The 20,797-nt window shown below is 51.6% G+C and carries 2 protein-coding genes; both read left to right on the top strand.

Annotation, left to right across the window (positions count from 1 at the left end; translation table 11 throughout):
* The first annotated feature begins 8 nt into the window (after positions 1-8).
* Positions 9-9,974, top strand: coding sequence for a non-ribosomal peptide synthetase (locus tag AAY47_RS03965; RefSeq protein ID WP_047767091.1), 9,966 nt, complete (start codon positions 9-11; stop codon positions 9,972-9,974).
* 4 nt (positions 9,975-9,978) lie between these two features.
* Positions 9,979-20,781 (top strand): non-ribosomal peptide synthetase, encoded by a 10,803-nt coding sequence (locus AAY47_RS03960; RefSeq protein WP_047767089.1) that lies wholly within the window; start codon positions 9,979-9,981, stop codon positions 20,779-20,781.
* Positions 20,782-20,797: the final 16 nt, after the last annotated feature.

The following is a 20,797-nucleotide window of genomic DNA, read 5'->3' as shown; positions in this document are numbered from 1 at the left end:
ATAATCCAATGAATAATAACGAGCTTTCATCTTTACCCTTAGCGGAACGCAGAAGACTACTTGAGTTAGCCACATCAGCAAAACTAACCCGCCAATCGACGAAAAAAACAACAATCACAGTTCAATCGCGTGATAACGGCGTGCCATTATCCTGGACACAACAACGTTTATGGTTCCTTGCTCAATTAGATCCTGCTGCACAAACGGCATACCATATGTCAGTGGGGTTGAATCTAAAGGGCAAACTGAATCTGAATGCCTTGCAAGCAGCCCTGGATCGTATTGTGGCGCGCCATGAAATTCTCCGTACCACGATCATGACGGCAGAAGACGAAGCACAGCAAATTATCCATGAGGCAGATTGTGGTTTTCCGCTGATACAAGAAGATTTCAGTCAGTCCTATTCCAAAAGAACTGCCTCAGAACAGCAAGCGGCCATTGAAAAAGTCGCCTGTCTTGAGGCAAACCATCCCTTTGATTTTGTTCATGGCCCATTAGCACGGGGACGCTTGCTAAAACTGGCAGAAGATCAGCATATCCTGCTGTTAACTCAGCACCATATTATCTCTGATGGCTGGTCAGTCAGTCTCTTTATGCAAGAACTGTCCACACTTTATCGCGCATTCTGTCAAGGACAGCCTGATCCAATGCCCGCCCTGACCATTCAGTATGCTGATTATGTTCTCTGGCAGAAAAATGAGTTGCAGGGAAAAGGGCTGGAAAAACAGGTCGAATTCTGGCGTAACGCCCTGCAAGGTGCACCCGCACTTCTGGAAGTCCCCACTGACCGTCCGCGCCCTGTGAAGCAAAGCTATACCGGCGGCCGCGTTAATATTGCTCTGCCTCCTGCATTGCAGACTGGTTTAAAAGAACTCAGCCAACGCCACGGAACAACCCTATTTATGACGTTACTGGCGGGATGGGCTACATTGCTCGGCCGCCTCAGTGGTCAGGATGATATTGTGATTGGTACGCCCATTGCTAATCGTCAACAACCTGAATTAGCCCCTTTAATCGGCTTTTTTGCCAATACATTAGCATTACGTGTGCAATTGCATGATAACCCGAGTGTCAGTGAACTTCTGGCACAAGTAAAAGAACAAGCAATCAATGCATTTGCCCATCAAGACCTGCCCTTCGAACAACTGGTCGAGATTTTGCAGCCTCCGCGCAGCCTGAGCCATAGCCCAATTTTTCAGGTTATGCTGGCAACCAATAATACGCCGGGACAACGGCATTTCGACCTGCCGGGATTGGTATTGGATGAGCGGCCATTAATCAGGGATAGTGCTTACTTTGACCTGACATTAACGCTGGATGAAACTGAAAAGGGGTTAGTGGGTGATCTGGAATATGCCCGTGATCTGTTCGACCACGCCACGATTGAGCGTATGGTCAGCCATTTAAACACCTTACTGGCGGCAATGGTGACTGATGATAGCCAGCGCGTGGCTGAACTACCGCTGATCACCCCCCAACAGCGCCAACAATTGTTGGTGGATTTTAATGACACAGCCCTCCCCTACCCACAGGATAAATTGATCCACCAGCTCTTTGAACAACACGCAGAGTCGATGCCTGATGCTATTGCTCTGGTGTATCAAGATACGCAACTGAGTTATGCCGAACTGAACCAGCGTGCCAACCAACTGGCACACAGCCTGATTGCCTTTGGCATACGCCCAGACGACCGCGTGGCTCTGTGCGTCGGGCGCAGCCCGGATATGATCATGGGCATGTTGGGCATTCTCAAAGCAGGAGCAGGTTACGTTCCGTTCGATCCAGAATATCCTGCCGAACGATTGGCATACCAGTTATCAGACAGCACACCAAAGCTATTGCTGACGCAAAAACAGTTACAGGACAGTTTACCGCTGACGGAGGTGCCGGTCTGGTTGCTGGATGATGAAAATTATCTAAATGTTGTGGCGCAACAGCCAACCCACAATCCTGATACCCGCCAATCAGGGCTTTTGCCACATCATCTGGCCTATATTATCTACACCTCCGGTTCGACCGGATTGCCTAAAGGGGTGATGCTGGAACACCGTAATGTCGTCAACTTTATTCATGCTCAATATCAAATCAGCCATCCCCAACCCGGGGATCGCATTCTGCAATTTGCGACCGTGGCATTCGATACCTCGGTATCAGATATTTTCCCGACACTGGCTGCGGGGGCGACTTTAGTCCTGCGTCCTGCCCATATCCGTGTGCCGGATACGGAATTTATTGATTTTTTACGGCAGCAGAAGATCACCATTATGGATGTGCCGACGGCGTTCTGGCACCAATGGGTACAGGAGATGAAAGCCGATCGTACAGGTTTCAGCCCTGACCTGCATACGGTTATAGTCGGTGGAGAGAAAGCAGAATACCGCCATTGGCTGGATTGGCAATCATTGCCCGAAACGCAATGCTGCCGTTGGATCAACACCTATGGCCCAACGGAAACCACCGTTATCGTAACGTCACTGATCCTAACGGGTGGCGCCTCCACCGAGATTGTAAACAACATTCCCATTGGCCGCCCCAATGCCAATTCCCGTATTTATATTCTCGATCCTTTCGGCCACCCCGTACCCATCGGTGTCAGCGGGGAGATTTATATTGGCGGCGCCGGTGTCGCCCGTGGTTACTTAAACCGACCGGAACTGACGGCAGAACGCTTTGTGCCCGATCCGTTCAGTAAAGAAGCCAATGCACGCCTGTATAAAAGCGGCGATCTGGGGCGCTGGCTACCGGACGGTAACATTGAATATTCAGGCCGCAATGATTTTCAGGTCAAACTGCGTGGCTTCCGTATTGAATTAGGCGAAATCGAAGCGCAATTGGCAACTTGTGACGGCGTTAAAGATGTGGTGGTCATTGCCCGTGAAGAAACGGCTGGCGACAAACGTCTGGTTGCCTACCTGATACCACAACCTGATGTTACGCTCACCCCTTCCCATCTGCGTGAACAATTGAGCATCCATCTGATGGAGCACATGATCCCCAGTGCATTTGTCATACTGGAAGCATTCCCACTGACCGGCAGTGGTAAATTAGATCGCAAGGCCTTGCCAGCACCGGATCGTACTGCAATCGCCAGCCGTGAATACGAAGCCCCTCAAGGGGAAATTGAGCGGAAACTGGCGGAGGTCTGGCAATCCCTGCTGGGGCTGGAGCAAGTAGGACGTCACGATAATTTCTTTGAATTGGGCGGGCACTCTTTGCTGACAGTGCAGATGGCTACCCGCTTACGCCAGATTTTCAACAGCAAAGTGGACTTGCAAGATCTATTCACCCATCCAATTTTGTCCGATTTGGCCCAATCGTTGGATACCGCCAATCAACCAGCACCGCATGCCACACAACCGGTGATACTCCCCGCCGACCGACAACAAGTTCTGCCTCTCTCCTGGGCACAACAACGCCTGTGGTTCCTGGCGCAGTTAGATCCTGCCGCCCAAACGGCATATCACATCTCTGGCGGGTTGCGTCTGCAAGGCCAGCTAAACCTGAATGCGCTGCAAGCGGCTCTGGATAGGATCGTTGCCCGCCATGAAATTCTGCGCACAACGATCAACATGGAGGATGGTATCGCCCGGCAAGTAATTGCCGGAGCGGAGCGGGGCTTCACGTTGACCATTAAAGATGTCAGTCAATCAACTGAGACAGAAAAACAGGCGGCTATTGATGCCGCCGCTCAATTTGAAACTCACCATCCCTTTGATTTTGCTCTGGAACCATTAATTCGTGGACAATTGTTAAAACTCGCCAGTGATGAACATGTTCTGTTGTTGACTCAGCACCACATGATTTCGGATGGCTGGTCATTGAACATCCTGATATATGAATTCACCACCCTCTACCGTGCTTTCATTCAGGAACAACGCGATCCACTGCCTGCACTGACAATACAATATGCTGACTATGCTCTCTGGCAGCGACAATGGCTACAGGGTGACGTGCTGGAAAAACAGGTCAGTTTCTGGCGAGAAGCGCTGCAAGGTGCCCCTGCGTTACTGGAACTGCCGACAGACAGGCCACGCCCTGCGGTTCAGCGCTACCGTGGTGATCACGTGGCATTCTCCCTTTCACCTGCATTAAGTGATGGCTTAAAGGCATTGAGCCAGCGCCATGGTGCCACATTATTCATGACATTACTGGCAGCATGGTCAATATTGCTTGCCCGCATCAGTGGTCAACAAGATGTTGTTATCGGAACGCCGATCGCTAACCGACAGCACCGTGAATTAGAACCGTTGATCGGTTTCTTTGCCAATACGCTGGCACTCAGGGTGAAACTGGAGGATAACCCCACCGTTGGCGCATTATTGGCACAAGTCAAAGCCCATGCACTGGCAGCCTATGTACATCAGGACTTACCCTTTGAGCAATTGGTCGAAGCGCTGCAACCGCCACGTAGCTTAAGTTATAGCCCGATATTTCAGGTCATGCTCGCGCTGGATAACACACCGATCCAGCAATCTCTTGAATTACCCAATTTAGAACTGGATGAACTGCCATTAACCCACAGAAGCACCCATTTCGATCTGTCACTTTCCATGAACGATACCGAAAATGGGATAATCGGTGAGTTGGAATATGCCAGTGATCTGTTTGATCGAGCCAGCATTGAACGGCTCGCCAGCTATCTGCAAACCCTATTAACCGCGATGGTTGCTGATGATCCTCTGCGGATACACGATTTACCGTTGCTGCAAACGCAACAACGCAGGCAATTATTGGTGGATTTCAATAATACCAATCTGGTCTATCCGCAAGACAGGTTGATCCACCAACTGTTCGAGCAACAAGCGGAACAAACACCTGATGCGATTGCATTAGTGTTTGGCGATAGCCAACTGAGTTACAAGACATTAAATCGTCATGCTAACCAGCTGGCTCATCATCTGATTGCATCTGGTGTACGCCCCGATGATCGCATTGCTCTCTGTGTCGATCGTAGTCTGGATATGATTATCGGTATGTACGGTATCCTGAAAGCGGGGGCCGGCTATGTGCCGCTCGATCCAGAATACCCCGCAGAACGGCTGGCCTATCAATTATCAGACAGTAAGCCAGTCTGGTTGTTGACTCAGCGCCATTTACAGGCACATTTGCCGGCGCAGGACATTCCCACCCTGTTGTTGGATGATGATGACCACCGTAATGTGGTAGCACAGCAACCCAGCCATAATCCTGATCTCCGCCAAATGGGGCTGCAACCCCATCATCTGGCTTATATCATCTATACCTCCGGCTCCACCGGACAACCTAAAGGGGTGATGCTGGAGCACCGCAATGTAGTGAACTTTATCCATGCGCAACATAAGACCAGCGAACCTAAACCGGGTGATCGCATCCTGCAATTTGCCACCATCGCATTTGATACCTCGGTATCGGATATTTTCCCGACGCTGGCAGCCGGTGCAACACTGGTTCTGCGACCGCCTCATATCCGCATACCGGATGCAACCTTCGTCGCTTTCCTGCGCGAACAGAAGATCACCATTATGGATATGCCCACGGCCTTCTGGCACCTGTGGGTACAGGAGATGATGGCCGGACGCAGTGGTTTCAGCCCCTATCTGCATACCCTGATTGTCGGCGGTGAAAAAGCGGAGTACCGTCATTTAATCAGCTGGCTGTCTCACCCGGAAACCCAATCCTGCCGCTGGATTAACTCCTATGGCCCGACTGAGGCAACGGTGATTGCCACGACATTAAAGCTGGATCACCAACATCCACCGCACTTCGAAAGTGTTATCCCGATTGGTTATCCACTGCCTAATACCCGCGTTTATATCCTGGATACCCGGGGTCAGCCGGTGCCGATTGGGGTGAGTGGCGAAATTCATCTTGGTGGCGCAGGCGTTGCCCGTGGTTATCTCAATCAACCCGATTTAACCACAGAGAAATTTATTCCTGATCCCTTTAGTGAACAAACAGATGCCCGTATGTATAAAACCGGCGATCTGGGGCGCTGGTTGCCCAATGGCACGATTGAATATCTGGGGCGCAACGATTTTCAGGTCAAGCTACGCGGGTTCCGCATTGAACTGGGGGAAATTGAAGCACAACTGGCCGCTTGCGAAGGCGTCAGTGATGCCGTGGTGATTGCCCGTGAAGAGGAAAAGGGGGATAAGCGCCTGATTGCTTATCTTATTCCACAATCAGGCGTTCTCCTCAACCCAGCCTATCTGCGTGAGCAATTGAGTACCAGTTTAATGGAACATATGCTCCCCAGTGCCTTTGTTATGCTGGATGCGTTCCCGCTGACCGCCAATGGCAAGCTGGATCGCAAAGCCCTGCCAGCACCGGACCACTCTGCCATTGTCAGCCGTGAATATGAAGCGCCACAAGGAGAAACGGAGCAAATACTGGCGGCAGTTTGGCAATCCCTGCTACGCCTTGAGCAAGTGGGACGCCATGACAATTTCTTTGAGCTGGGTGGACATTCTTTGTTAGTCGTTAATTTGATCGAAGAATTACGCCAGCATGACCTATTCCTTGATGTCAGTACCGTCTTCTCGGCACCAACACTGGCTGCCATGAGCGCTCGTTTAAATCAAAATAGCACGCGTAGTAGCACCGAATGGGCTGTTCCGCCAAACCTGATCCGCGAAGACAGCCGGACTCTTACCCCAGACATGCTGCCTCTGGTGGAATTGACACAAAACCAGATCGAGGAGATTGTCCACCTCGTTCCCGGCGGTATCACCAATATTCAGGATATCTATCCGCTTGGGCCATTACAGGCGGGTATCCTGTTCCATCATTTGCTGGAAACCGAAGGCGATATCTATCTGGATAATCAGCTTATGGCGTTCGACAGCCGGGCACGTCTAGATACGTTCTTACAGGTACTGCAACAAGTCATTGATCGGCACGATATCCTGCGCAGTGCTGTGCATTGGCAAGAATTGCCCGAACCTGTTCAGATTGTTTATCGTCGAGCACCGCTGCCGATTATTGAACACGCGTTGTTAACAGAAGCGCAATTACGTCATCTCACTGACCCACGCACGGTGCGAATGGAAATCACCAAAGCCCCACTTCTGGCGGCACATACCGCCCGGGATCCTGAATCTGGGCAGTGGCTGCTCTCCTTATTACATCACCATTTAGTGTGCGACCACATTTCATTGGGTATGATCTTTAATGAGATTAACGCACTGATCCTGGGAGAAAGTGACACCCTGCCTGTTCCCCTGCCTTACCGTAATTTTATCGCCCAAGCCCGTAGCGTGCCGCAGGAAGTCCATCAAACCTATTTCCGCGAGCAACTTGGGGATGTTGAAGAGCCAACTCTGCCCTTTGGATTACTTGACGACCCCAAAGAAACAAAGCGCAATAAAATCGTAGAGCATATCCTCACACTGGATAGCGAACTCGCCCACAACCTGCGTAACTGCGCCCGGCAACTCGGCATGAGTGCCGCAGTGCTGTTCCATGTCGCATGGGCACACGTATTAGCCCGATGCAGTGGGCGAAGCGATGTGGTGTTTGGCACGGTCCTGCTGGGACGCTTACAGGGCGGAATCGGCGCTTCCGAAGTATTGGGTATGTTTATCAATACCCTGCCTGTCCGTATTCGGTTACAGGAGCGTACCGTTAAGCAGGCAGTCCGGGAAACCCAGCGACAACTCAGTGAATTGCTCGATCACGAACAAGCATCATTGGCCGTTGCCCAGCGTTGCAGTGGCATCCAGGCCCCATTACCGTTGTTTAACAGCCTGCTGAACTTCCGCCATAGCCCACGTAATCAATCTCAATCTGCATCGTTGGCATGGGAAGGTGTGCAGATACTCAGTGGTGAAGAACGCAGTAACTATCCACTGTCACTGGATATCGATGATTTTGATGATGGATTTGCACTGACCGCACAGTGCTATCAGCAGATTGATCCGGCGCATATCAACGCCTATATGGATATCGCCTTGCGAGGCATTATTGCAGCCCTGCAACACGCACCGGAGCAGAAAATTGAATCACTCGATATCCTCCCGCCAGAAGAGCGTATTCAGGTATTGGAAACCTTTAACGATACTGCCGTCGATCTTCCGCCCGAGGTTTTAATCCACCCACTGTTTGAACAGCAAGTGGAACGGACACCTGATGCCACCGCACTGGTGTTTGGTGCAAGCCAATTGAGCTATGCCGAACTGAACTACCATGCCAATCAACTGGCTCATCATCTGATTGCATCCGGTGTACGCCCCGATGATCGCATTGCTCTCTGTGTCGATCGTAGTCTGGATATGATTATCGGTATGTACGGTATCCTGAAAGCGGGTGCTGGTTATATTCCGCTCGATCCAGAATACCCCGCAGAACGGCTGGCTTATCAATTATCAGACAGTCAACCAGTCTGGTTGTTGACTCAGCGCCATTTACAGGCACATTTGCCGGCGCAGGATATTCCCACCCTGTTGCTGGATGATGATGACCACCGTAACGCGGTGGCACAACAACCGATTCATAACCCTGATATCCGCCGAATGGGGCTTCAACCCCATCATCTGGCCTATATCATCTATACCTCCGGCTCCACCGGACAGCCCAAAGGCGTGATGCTGGAGCACCGCAATGTGGTGAACTTTATTCATGCGCAACATAAGACCAGCGAACCTAAATCGGGTGATCGCATCCTGCAATTTGCCACCATCGCATTTGATACCTCGGTATCGGATATTTTCCCGACGCTGGCATCCGGTGCCACTCTGGTTCTGCGTCCACCTCATATCAGAGTACCAGATGCGACATTTGTCGCTTTCCTGCGCGAGCAGAAGATCACCATCATGGATATGCCCACGGCTTTCTGGCACCACTGGGTACAGGAGATGATGGCGGGGCGCAGTGGTTTCAGCCCCTATCTGCACACCCTTATTGTCGGCGGTGAGAAAGCAGAGCATCGCCATTTAATCAACTGGCTGTCTCACCCGGAAACGCAATCCTGCCGCTGGATTAACTCCTATGGCCCGACTGAATCTACCGTTATTGCCACAACATTGACCGTAGATAAATTGACGAGAGATAACCCGCAAGTTCCATATATTAATGACAATATTCCGATTGGTCGCCCATTGCCCAATACCCGTATCTATATTTTGGATACCCTCGGTCAACCGGTGCCTATTGGTGTCAGTGGTGAAATTCACATCGCTGGTTCAGGTGTCGCACGGGGTTATCTGAATAAACCGGAGATGACTGCGGAGAAATTTGTTGCCGATCCATTCAGCGCACAGCCAAATGCGCGCATGTACAAAACCGGTGACTTAGGACGCTGGTTGCCAAACGGCATGATTGAATATCTGGGACGCAACGATTTTCAAATCAAGATACGCGGCTTTCGCATTGAACTGGGGGAAATTGAAGCACAGCTGGCTAGCTGTGAAGGCGTCAGGGATGCCGTGGTCATCGCCCGTGAAGAAGAAACCGGCGACAAACGTCTGGTGGCCTATGTCATTCCACAATCCGGTTTCACACCAGATGCCAATAGGCTGCGTGAACAACTGAATCACCGTCTGGCGAGTTATATGGTGCCTGGCGCATTTATTGTGCTGGAAGCCTTCCCGCTAACCGGAAGCGGCAAATTAGATCGCAAAGCCCTGCCAGCGCCAGATCGTTCAGCCATCGCCAGCCGTGAATACGAAGCACCCCAGGGTGAAATCGAACAGCAAATTGCCGCTATCCTACAGACTTTATTGGGGTTAGAACAAATAGGACGCCATGACAGCTTCTTTGATCTGGGTGGAAATTCCCTATCAATCATTCAGTTAATGGCAAGATTACGTGATGCCTTCCATCTTGAAGTGTCCATTCAAGACATATTTACCCATCCAGAACTTTCTGAACTCGCCGGGCTTATCGCATCAAGACAGATCGAAACCTTTTTCGCACAAGAAGATATCGAATTGCTGCAAAAAGAATTAGAAAACTTGTCCGAAGATGAACTGCGTGCCCTGCTAAATGGAGATAATTAATTAAATGAGTCACAAAGAACTAAGCCTGCTTGAATTAAGACAAGCGGTACTCCAGAAAAAAATTAAAGAACGCATTGAAAACAACCAGATTGGGGAAAAAAAGCAGATCGGAGAAAAAAGGCACATTATCCCGAGAAACGCGGATCAGCAAGCGCTTCCCCTCTCCTGGGCACAGCAACGCTTATGGCTTCTGGCGCAGTTAGATCCCGCCGCCCAAACGGCATATCACATGCCGGGGGGTCTGCGTCTGCAAGGGTTTCTGAATTTAGAGGCCCTGCAAGCAGCATTAGACCGAATTGTTGCTCGGCATGAAATTCTGCGTACAACGATCAGGAGAGCCAAGGGTATCAAGATGGCTGAAGGCCAGACCCTGCAAATTATCGGTAAACCAGAGAGCGGCTTCTCTTTGGCCGTGGAAGATCTCAGCCATCTGCCTGCGCAAGAGCAACAAACTACCATCGAAGAGATAATCCAGCGTGAAACCAGCCAGCCATTTGACTTTGCACAAGGCCCCCTCATCAGAGGGCGCTTGCTGCGGCGGGCTGAAAATGAACATATCCTGCTATTAACCCAGCATCATATTATTTCCGATGGTTGGTCCCTTAACATCCTGATGCACGAACTTTCCACGCTTTATCATGCATTCAGCGAAGGGCGGGATGATCCCCTGCCCGCGTTGACACTCCAATATGCTGACTATGCCCTGTGGCAAAGAGAGTGGCTACAGGGAGAAATATTGGAAAAACAGGTGAATTTCTGGCGCGATGCGTTACAGGGTGCGCCTGCACTTTTGGAACTACCGACAGACGGGCCACGCCCAGAGCAACAGAGTTATGCCGGAGGGTATGTTGATATTACTCTGTCACCGGAATTAAGTGCCGGATTAAGAAACCTTAGCCAGCGCCACGGCACAACATTATTCATGACCCTGATGGCGGGATGGGCAACTTTGCTTTCCCGTCTGAGCGGGCAGAAAGATCTGGTGATTGGCACCCCGGTCGCTAACCGGCAATATAGCGAATTAGAGCCGCTGATTGGCTTTTTTGTTAACACGCTGGCTCTGCGCATTCAAATAAATGACAATCCAACAGTCAGCGCTCTGCTCGCCAGGGTTAAGGCTCATGCACTGAATGCCTACGCCCATCAAGATCTGCCATTCGAACAGTTGGTAGAAATACTAAAACCACCACGCAGCCTCAGTCATAGCCCGATTTTTCAGGTGATGATGTCAGTGGATAATACCCCTGGACAGCAGAATATCACCTTGCCGGATATCACCATTAGTGAAATCAATCTAACCGAAAGCAGTGCGCATTTCGATCTGTCTCTCTCGATAAATGATACCGAAAAGGGCTTAGTGGGTGGCCTGGAATATTCCAGTGATCTGTTTGACCCTGCCAGCGTTGAACGCATCGCCAGTTACCTGCAAACCCTGCTGACCGCGATGGTTAAAGATGATTCGCAACCAGTGGAAAGTTTACCCCTATTGCAACCATACCAACGCACTCAAGTGTTAGATGATTTCAATGATACGGCCTTCCCATATCCACAAACGTTATTGATCCACCAACTGTTTGAACAACAGGTGGAACAAACCCCTGACGCCACCGCGTTAGTGTTTGGCGAGAGTGAACTGAGTTATGCAGGGTTAAACCGACACGCTAACCAACTGGCTCACCAGCTGATCGCTTCTGGCGTGCGCCCTGATGATCGCATCGCTATCTGTGTTGACCGCAGTCTGGATTTGATTATCGGCCTGTACGCTATCCTTAAAGCGGGGGCCGGCTATGTGCCGCTCGACCCGGAATACCCCGCCGAACGCCTGGCTTATCAACTGTCGGATAGCCAGCCGGTGTTATTGCTGACCCAACAACATTTGCAGGGACTGTTGCCAGTATCAGACATCCCCGTCTGGTTGCTGGATGATGAAACCCACCGAAATCACGTGGCAAACCAGCCGGTTCATAATCCTGACCCCAATTCGATGGAACTTCAACCGCACCATCTGGCCTACATCATCTATACCTCCGGCTCCACCGGACAGCCCAAAGGCGTGATGCTGGAGCACCGCAATGTGGTAAACTTTATCCATGCCCAGCACCAGACCAGCGAACCCCAGTCGGGGGATCGTATCCTGCAATTTGCGACCATCGCCTTTGATACTTCGGTATCCGATATTTTCCCCACCCTCGCATCCGGTGCCACTCTGGTTCTGCGTCCTGCCCATATCCGGATACCGGATATGACTTTTGTCACCTTCCTGCGTGAACAGCAAATCACCATTATGGATATGCCGACGGCCTTCTGGCACCTGTGGGTACAGGAGATGATGGCAGGTCGCAGCGGTTTCAGCCCATCTCTGCATACCGTTATTGTGGGCGGTGAAAAAGCGGAGCACCGCCATTTAATCAACTGGCTGTCTCATCAGGAGACCCAATCCTGCCGCTGGATTAACTCTTATGGTCCTACCGAAACCACGGTAATTGCCACCACCCTGAAATTGGATCACCAAAGTCCACTGCATCTCAACGGTGTTATCCCGATTGGTTATCCGCTGCCCAATAGCCGTATTTATATTCTGGATACCCAAGGGCAACCGGTGCCTATTGGCGTCAGTGGTGAGATCCATATCGGTGGCACAGGGGTGGCGCGGGGTTATCTCAATCGCCCGGATTTAACCACAGAGAAATTTGTGGCGGATCCGTTTAGCACACAGCCCGATGCCCGTATGTATAAAACCGGCGATCTGGGCCGCTGGCTACCCGATGGCGCGATTGAATATCTGGGGCGCAATGATTTTCAGGTCAAGATCCGGGGCTTCCGCATTGAACCGGGGGAAATTGAAACCCAACTGGTGGCTTGCGACGGCGTCCGCGATGCCGTGGTGATCGCCCGTGAAGAAGAAACGGGGTATAAGCGTTTAATCGCCTATGTGATCCCGGAAACCGGTATGACACTCAGTCCGGCTGAATTACGCAAGCAACTAAGCACCCGATTGATGGAGCATATGCTGCCCGCTGCCTTTGTGATGCTGGATACCTTCCCGCTGTCCGCCAACGGCAAACTGGATCGCAACGCCCTGCCGGTGCCAGATCGGAGCGCTATTGTCAGCCGTGAATATGAAGTGCCACAAGGCGAAGCTGAACAAACACTGGCCGCAATCTGGCAATCCCTGTTGCATGTGGAACACGTTGGGCGACAAGACAATTTCTTTGAGCTGGGCGGGCATTCCCTGCTCGTGGTCAATTTGATAGAGCAACTTCGTCTTCACGACCTGTCTTTGGATGTCAACGCGGTCTTCTCTGCTCCTACCCTGGCGGCCATGAGCGCCCTAATCCGTCACAATAACACTCAGGCTATCCCCCTACAGGACGTACCGCCTAACCTGATTAGAGAAGACAGTTCCGTCATTACGCCAGATATGCTGCCGCTGGTGGCATTGACCCAAGACCAGATAGATCAGATTGTTTCCCATGTAACAGGCGGTATCTCCAACGTCCAGGACATTTATCCACTGGGACCCTTGCAGGAAGGTATTCTGTTCCACCATTTGCTGGAAACGGAAGGTGATCTCTATCTGGACAACCATTTGATGATTTTCGACAGCCGGACACGGCTGGAGAGTTTCTTGCAGGCGTTGCAGCGGGTAATTGACCGGCACGATATTCTGCGCAGCGCCGTTTACTGGAAAGCGCTTCTTAAACCAGTACAAATCGTCTATCGCCATGCACCATTGCCAATGATTGAACTCACACTATCGGCAGAGGAAGCCCCAGAAACCCAGCTACGCCGCCTCACCGATCCCCGTGCAATACGGATGGATATGACTAAAGCACCTCTGTTAGCTGCTCATATAGCCAAAGATCCCGCCTCCGATCAATGGCTACTCTCCTTGTTGTATCACCACTTAGTGTGTGATCACATATCACTGGATATGATATTCAGTGAAATACAAACCCTGCTTTTGGGGGACAGTGAAGAGTTACTTACACCACTGCCTTACCGAAACTTTATCGCGCAGATCCGCAATGTACCTTTGGAGGTTCATCAGAACTACTTCCGCGAATTATTGGGTGATGTGGAAGAACCTACTCTGCCGTTCGGGTTGCTTGACGTTCAAGGTGGCGGTCTCAATGAGATAGTGGAAAACGTTCTCACGCTGGATAGCCAGCTGGCCCAAAATCTCCGTAATTGCGCCCGTCAATTGGGGATGAGTGCGGCCGTACTGTTTCATGTGGCCTGGGCACAGGTGCTGGCGCGATGCAGTGGTCGGAATGATGTCGTATTTGGTACTGTTCTGTTGGGACGGTTACAGGGCGGGATGGGTGCCGCCGAAGTGCTGGGGATGTTTATTAATACCTTACCTATTCGCGTTAAGTTACAGGCACGTACCGTCAAGCAGGCAGTACAAGAAACTTATCAGCAGTTAACCGCACTACTGGAACATGAGCAGGCACCTCTGGCGGTTGCCCAACGTTGCAGTGGTATTCAGGCACCATTGCCACTGTTTAACAGTCTGCTTAATTTTCGTCATAGCCCACGCGAAGATGAACAAGTGGCTGCAATGGCCTGGGAAGGTATTGACGAGATCGAGGGTGAAGAGCGCAGTAACTACCCCTTATCACTGGATGTGGACGATTTTGATGACGGATTTGCACTCACCGCACAATGCAGCCCGCAAATTAATCCGGTGCGCATTAATGCCTATATGAAGACAGCGTTAGAAGGGATTGTAGCCGCGTTGCAATATGCGCCTGAACAAGCCATTGAGTCAATCGACATCCTGTCACTAACTGAGCGCACTCAGTTACTGGAAACCTTTAACGATAACGTAGTCACCTATCCGCAAGACACCCTAATCCACCAACTGTTTGAACAACAGGCAGCACGCACACCGGATGCAATTGCATTGGTCTTTGATGAGAATGAACTGAGTTATGCGGCACTGAATCGCCACGCTAACCAACTGGCTCACCAGCTGATCGCTTCTGGCGTACGCCCCGATGATCGCGTGGCAATCTGTGTTGATCGTAGTCTGGATTTGATTATTGGTTTGTACGCGATCCTTAAAGCGGGAGCCGGCTATGTGCCGCTCGACCCGGAATACCCCGTCGAACGCCTGGCATATCAACTGTCGGATAGCCAGCCGGTGTTATTGCTGACCCAACAACATTTGCAGGGACTGTTGCCAGTATCAGACATCCCCGTCTGGTTGCTGGATGATGAAGCCCACCGGGATCACGTGGCAAAACAGCCGGTTCATAATCCTGATGTTCAGCTTCAACCGCACCATCTGGCCTATATTATCTATACTTCCGGCTCCACCGGACAGCCCAAAGGCGTGATGCTGGAGCACCGCAATGTGGTGAGCTTTATCCATGCCCAGCACCAGACCAGCGAACCCCAGGCGGGGGATCGTATCCTGCAATTTGCGACCATTGCCTTTGATACTTCGGTATCCGATATTTTCCCCACCCTCGCATCCGGTGCCACTCTGGTTCTGCGGCCGCCCCATATCCGTGTACCGGATATGACTTTTGTCACCTTCCTGCGTGAACAGCAAATCACCATTATGGATATGCCAACGGCCTTCTGGCACTTGTGGGTACAGGAGATGATGGCAGGGCGCAGTGGTTTCAGCCCATCTCTGCATACCCTTATTGTGGGCGGTGAAAAAGCGGAGTACCGCCATTTGATTAGCTGGCTGTCTCATCCGGAAACCCAATCCTGCCGCTGGATTAACTCTTATGGCCCTACCGAAACCACGGTGATTGCCACCACCTTGACCCTCACTGATAACGGTCAAGATTCACCTGAATTGACGGACGTTATCCCGATTGGTTATCCGCTGCCCAATAGCCGTATTTATATTCTGGATCCGCACGACCGACCGGTGCCTATTGGCGTCAGTGGTGAGATCCATATCGGTGGCGCAGGGGTGGCGCGGGGTTACCTCAATCGCCCCGATTTAACCGCAGAGAAATTTGTGGCGGATCCGTTTAGCACACAGCCCGATGCCCGTATGTACAAGACCGGCGATCTGGGGCGCTGGCTACCCGATGGCGCGATTGAATATTTAGGGCGCAATGATTTTCAGGTCAAGATCCGGGGCTTCCGCATTGAACCGAGGGAAATTGAAACCCAACTGGTGGCTTGCGAGGGCGTCCGCGATGCCGTGGTGATCGCCCGTGAAGAAGCAACCGGTGACAAGCGCTTAATTGCCTATGTGATCCCCAAAACCGGCATCACATTAAAACCGGCCGATTTGCGTGAACAACTCCGTACCCGCCTGATGGAATATATGCTGCCTGCTGCCTTTGTGATGCTGGATGCCTTCCCGCTGTCTGCCAACGGTAAACTGGATCGTAACGCCCTGCCGGCACCGGATCGGCACGCTATCGTCAGCCGTGAATATGAAGCACCACAGGGCGAAACCGAACAGAAACTGGCGGCCGTCTGGCAATCGATTCTGGAACTGGAACAGGTCGGACGCCATGACAATTTCTTCGAACTGGGCGGCCATTCCCTGCTGGTGGTCAGCCTGATCGAACAGTTACGCCAGCAAGGGCTGTCTCTGGCGGTCAGCGCGGTCTTCGCGGCCCCCACGCTGGCAGCCATGAGCGCCCGCTTACATCAGAAGAGTGAGCAAGATGCGCAGGCAATAGCTATTCCGCCTAACCTGATCCGCGAAGACAGCCAGCGTATTACGCCGGCTATGCTGCCGCTGGTAACCTTAACCCAGCCCCAAATTGACCAGATTGTTGACCGTGTCCCGGGCGGTGTCGCCAATATTCAGGATATTTACCCGCTTGGCCCCTTGCAGGAAGGCATTCTGTTCCACCATTTACTGGCAGAAACCGGTGACACTTACCTTGAAAATATCCTGATGCACTTTGACAGCCGGACACGGCTGGAGAGTTTCTTGCAGGCGTTGCAGCGGGTAATTGACCGGCACGATATTCAACGCAGTGCCTTCCACTGGCAGGAGCTTCCGCTCCCCGTGCAGGTGGTCTGCCGTCATGCGCCCCTGCCGATCACAGAGCTGACGTTATCCGCAGGAGAAAGTGCTGAAAGCCAGCTCCGGCGTCTGACCGATCCGGACAGCATACGGTTAGATATTACGCAGGCACCATTACTGGCCGCCTATATCGCTCAGGAGCCTGACACCGATCAGTGGTGGCTGAGTCTGTTGCACCACCATCTGGTCTGTGACCATCTGTCACTGGAAATTATTTTCAGCGAAGTGCAGGCGCTGATCCTGGGTGAAGAAGCGTCTCTGCCTGCCCCGTTGCCTTACCGCAATTTTATTGCCCAGACCCGTCAGGTGCCGATTGAAGTGCATCAGGCTTATTTCCAGCAGTTACTGGGCGACGTGGAAGCACCGACTCTGCCGTTCGGGTTATTGGATGTGCAGGGGAACAGCCGCGATAAGCACGCTAAAATCGTGGAAGATATCGTCACGTTAGATGATGAACTGGCACAACAGCTCCGGGATTGCACCCGCCAGTTGGGTATCAGTCCGGCTGTACTGTTCCATGTGGCCTGGGCACAGGTATTGGCACAATGCTGTGGCCGTGAAGATGTGGTATTCGGTACTGTTCTGTTGGGCCGATTACAGGGCGGTATAGGTGCCCCTCAGGTGCTGGGGATGTTTATCAATACCCTGCCAGTCCGTATTCAATTACAGGCTCGTACCGTAAAACAGGCGGTACAGGAAACCTACCAGCGCCTGAGTGAATTGCTGGATCATGAACAGACCCCATTGGCGATTGCCCAGCGGTGCAGCGGTGTGCCAGCCTCATTGCCGCTGTTTAACAGCCTGCTTAATTTCCGCCACAGCCCGCGTAACGAGGAGCAATCCGGTTCACCGGCCTGGGACGGTATTCAGGAGCTGGACAGTGAAGAGCGCAGTAACTACCCCTTGTCGCTGGATGTCGATGATTTTGATGATGGATTTGCGCTGACTACCCAATGCAGCCAGCAAATTAATCCAGTGCGTATTAATGCCTATATGAAGACAGCGTTAGACGGGATTGTGGCCGCACTGCAATATGCGCCGGAGCAACCTATCCACGCTATCGACATCCTGCCACTGGCCGAACGTACTCAACTACTGGAAACCTTTAACGATACCGTAGTCACCTATCCGCAAGACGCCTTAATTCACCAACTGTTTGAACAACAGGCAGCACGCACACCGGATGCGCTTGCGTTGGTATTTGGTGAGAGCGAACTGAGTTATGCAGAGCTAAACCGCCACGCTAACCAACTGGCTCACCAGCTGATCGCTTCTGGCGTGCGCCCTGATGATCGCATCGCTATCTGTGTTGACCGCAGTCTGGATTTGATTATCGGCCTGTACGCTATCCTTAAAGCGGGGGCCGGTTATGTGCCGCTCGACCCGGAATACCCGGCCGAACGCCTGGCTTATCAGCTGTCGGACAGCCAGCCGGTGTTATTGCTGACCCAACAACATTTGCAGGGACTGCTGCCAATATCAGACATGCCCGTCTGGTTGCTGGATGATGAAAGCCACCGAAATCACGTGGCAAACCAGCCGGTTCATAATCCTGATGTTCAGCTTCAACCGCACCATCTGGCCTACATCATCTATACCTCCGGCTCCACCGGACAGCCCAAAGGCGTGATGCTGGAGCACCGCAATGTGGTGAACTTTATCCATGCGCAGCACCAGACCAGCGAGCCACAATTAGGGGATCGTATCCTGCAATTTGCGACCATCGCCTTTGATACTTCGGTATCCGATATTTTCCCTACTCTGGCCGCCGGTGCCACTCTGGTTCTGCGCCCTGCCCATATCCGTGTACCGGATGCAGAATTTGTCGATCTGCTAAATGAGCAGAAAATCACTATTATGGATATGCCCACCGCCTTCTGGCATCACTGGGTACAGGAAATGATGGCGGGGCACAGTGGTTTCGGCCAATACCTGCACACCGTTATCGTCGGTGGTGAAAAAGCGGAACTGCGTCATTTGCTGAGTTGGCAGTCTATACCAGAAACCCAATCCTGCCGCTGGATTAACTCTTATGGCCCTACCGAAACCACGGTGATTGCCACCACCTTAACCCTCACTGATAACGGTCAAGATTCGCCTGAAATGACGGACGTTATCCCGATTGGTTATCCGCTGCCCAATAGCCGTATTTATATTCTTGATCCGCACGGGCGGCCGGTGCCTATTGGCGTCAGTGGTGAGATCCATATCGGTGGCGCAGGGGTGGCGCGGGGTTATCTCAATCGCCCGGATTTAACCGCAGAGAAATTTGTGGCAGATCCGTTTAGTGAACAGCCCGATGCCCGTATGTATAAAACCGGCGATCTGGGCCGCTGGCTGCCCGATGGCGCGATTGAATATCTGGGGCGCAATGATTTTCAGGTCAAGATCCGGGGTTTCCGCATTGAACCGGGGGAAATTGAAACTCGGCTGGCGCAATGTCAGGGAGTTCAGGAAGCCATTGTTTTGGTTAGAGAAATAACCCATGATGATAAACGTCTTATCGCCTATGTTCAGCCTGAATCCGGTGCAAACTTGGTTCCCGGTGAACTGCGTCAGCAGCTTGCTCAACAACTTGCCGAGTTTATGCTACCCAGTGCATTTGTCATTCTTGACGCTTTCCCGCTTACCGCTAATGGTAAAATCGACCGTCAGGCATTTCCTGCTCCCGATCAATCTGCCATCGTAGCGCGTAATTATGAGGCCCCTCAAGGTGAGGTTGAAATAACCCTGGCTCAGATTTGGCAGGATCTGCTTGGTTTAGAGCGTGTCAGCCGTCATGACCATTTCTTTGAGTTAGGAGGCCATTCACTGCTTATTTTGAAAGCCAGCGCCTTAGCAATAGAAAAACTAGGGCTTCAGCAGAATATGATGGCGAGCCTGATGTCGTTTACCACTATCAAAGAACAAGCCCGGGCCATTGAAGATCACGATAATATCCATGTTGGTTCTATGGTCAGCCTGTCACGGAACATCAAAGCAACACCGCTGTTCTTTGCGCCCGGTGCCGGAGGACATGTGCTCTATTTGCGGGAATTGGCCACAGCATTGGAAGGGGCTTATTCCGTTTGGGGTATGCAATCACCTGAGTTAGATGGACGCAGCGATCCTCCATCATACCTTGAGGTGAACGGCCTTGAGGCAATGGCCAGCGTTATGATCGACTTTCTTAAGAAAGTTCAACCCAATGGCCCTTATTATTTAGCTGGGCACTCTTTCGGAGGCTGGCTCGCATTCGAAATGGCCCGCCAACTCGTCCAACAGGGTGAAAGCATTGGCTTACTGGCTTTAGTCGATAGTGAATCCCCGCCAGAGGGTTTAACCCAAAGGCGCGAATCAGAATGGTCCAATAGCCGCTGGCTGGCCGAGTTTGGCAATGTGCTTGCTGCATTGGCGGGGGCAGAGGAAAACTTTACTGAAGAACAATTCCAATTCATGACAGAAGAAGAGCAATTCGATAACTTGCGACTTCGTTTAATTGAAGAGGAACTCTTACCTCCTCAACTTGAATCTAAGGAAATCGCTGCTTATTTACATGTCTTCAAGACCCAATCTTTGGCGACTTATCAACCGCAGGAACGCTATTCAGGGAGACTCCACCTGTTTCTGGCCAGCGATAACCAGGAGTATGAAGAACAACATATCTCTGCCGAAAGCATTATTGATGGATGGAAAACGCGGGTAACCGGGGAAGTTATCTCCGAGACGTTATCTGGTGATCACATCACCATTATGCGTCAGCCTTTCGTTCAAGGGTTAGCATCGGCCATAGCTGAATTACAAATTTAAAGAGCATCATTTATCA

Origin of the sequence: Xenorhabdus griffiniae, assembly GCF_001028135.1 — a bacterium.
Taxonomy (GTDB): domain Bacteria; phylum Pseudomonadota; class Gammaproteobacteria; order Enterobacterales; family Enterobacteriaceae; genus Xenorhabdus; species Xenorhabdus bakwenae.
This window is presented reverse-complemented; position numbering and strand designations above follow the sequence as displayed.